Here is a 1,565-nt window from a genome sequence, read left to right on the forward strand (position 1 = left end):
AACCAGACTCGGCCGCGACAGGTGACGCATACTATGCGTTCGAGGCATGCACGCACCTAACAAATACAATAGGTGCGGGAAATCAGAGGATGTGGCCTGCTGCCCTTCCCTTAGCTCGATTCGTATCAGGCGGCTTATCAAGTTAGGGATTGAACGAACATGACGTAATCGCGGGAGCGCCGGCCACGGGCCAGATGCACGGATTGCTCGAAGGGCGGTTGCCCCCCCGATAAGATGAAGAACGGGCTCACGATTTTGGACCGGGCCCAGCATCAAACGGAGGACAACCGTGGATCAGCATATAGGACTCGACGTTTCTCTAAAAGACACTTCGATATCGGTTCGTCAGGATGGCAAGCGCGTTTGGCGTGGCAAGTGTGCGTCCGATCCGAAGCTGCTTGCCGAAGTGATCCGCAACGCGCGCCGAATGCAAAACGCGTGGTTTTTGAGACTGGACCGTTGTCGGTTTGGTTTTACCATGCGCTCACTGCGGAGGGTTTGCCCGCGATCTGCATAGACGCGCGCCATGCCAAGGCCGCTCTCGATATGGCCGCAAACAAGACTGATGCAAACGACGCTGACGGTCTGGCGCATTTGGCTGAGGTGGGCTTCTATCGAGAGGTCCGCGTCAAAGGCTTCGACAGCATGTTGATGAGGACGCTGATAACCGCCCGACGCCAACTTATGAAGATGCGGGTGCAGATGTCGAACCAGATACGCGGGCTGATGAAGCCGTTCGGGCTCGTCATACCCAAGGGTGCCGGCAGCGTCTTTGAGCGCAACGTCGTTACGCTTCTGGAAGGCGAAGACAATTTGTCGCGAATCATCCTACCATTGCTTAAAGCCTGGAGCGATATTCGGCTTCGCGTGGCGGAATTGACCAAGTAGCTGGTCGCGATGGCGGGCACGGATCAACGCTGCCGCCTACTTACTTCGGTGTCTGGTGTGGGTACGGTCACCGCCACAGCCTTTGCAGCAGCAGTGGAGGATTCGATCAACTTCAAGAACTCGCGCGCTGTAGGCGCCTGGGTCGGGCTGACCCCGAAGCGATATCAATCGGGGGAGGTTGATTTTGAAGGCCACATCTCGCGTCGCGGCGACGCCAAGTTGCGTACGCTGTTGTACGAGGCGGCCTCGGTCATTTTGAACAGGTCGTCGGAGACAAGCACGTTGCGCACCTGGGCCCTGGCGCTAAAGGAGCGGCTTGGTTTCAAGCGAGCGGCCGTCGCCCTTGCCCGCAAATTGGCGGTAATTATGCACGCGATGCTGAAGACGGGCGAGCTGTTTGATCCAAACGCCGGAGCCACCGTCCCGGCCTGATCAACAGGCGCACACCGTCAATAGCGCCATCTATCGTTTCACCAACTAGATGGGGTGATTGGGGCTCAGCCCCGAGTCGGTGGGGTGGCTGCTCCTCGCAGAGGCTTTGATGATGTAACCGCCCCCGACGTCAGTTTGTGCGAAGGTGGGTTTACGACAATCCATCATAGGAGAAGGCATGAATGTTGGGTGAGCGGCTGATACTCCCGATTCGTGCTCGTTTTGGGCATATGTGTTGGGAGAGG

General features: G+C 57.6%; 1 pseudogene. It reads left to right on the forward strand.

Going from position 1 to position 1,565, the window contains the following annotated elements:
• Window positions 1–289 precede the first annotated feature (289 nt).
• Window positions 290–1,320, forward strand: a pseudogene (locus tag L3X40_RS21765) (IS110 family transposase).
• The last annotated feature ends 245 nt before the right edge of the window (window positions 1,321–1,565 follow it).

The sequence above is a fragment of the Rhizorhapis sp. SPR117 genome (assembly GCF_021742065.1).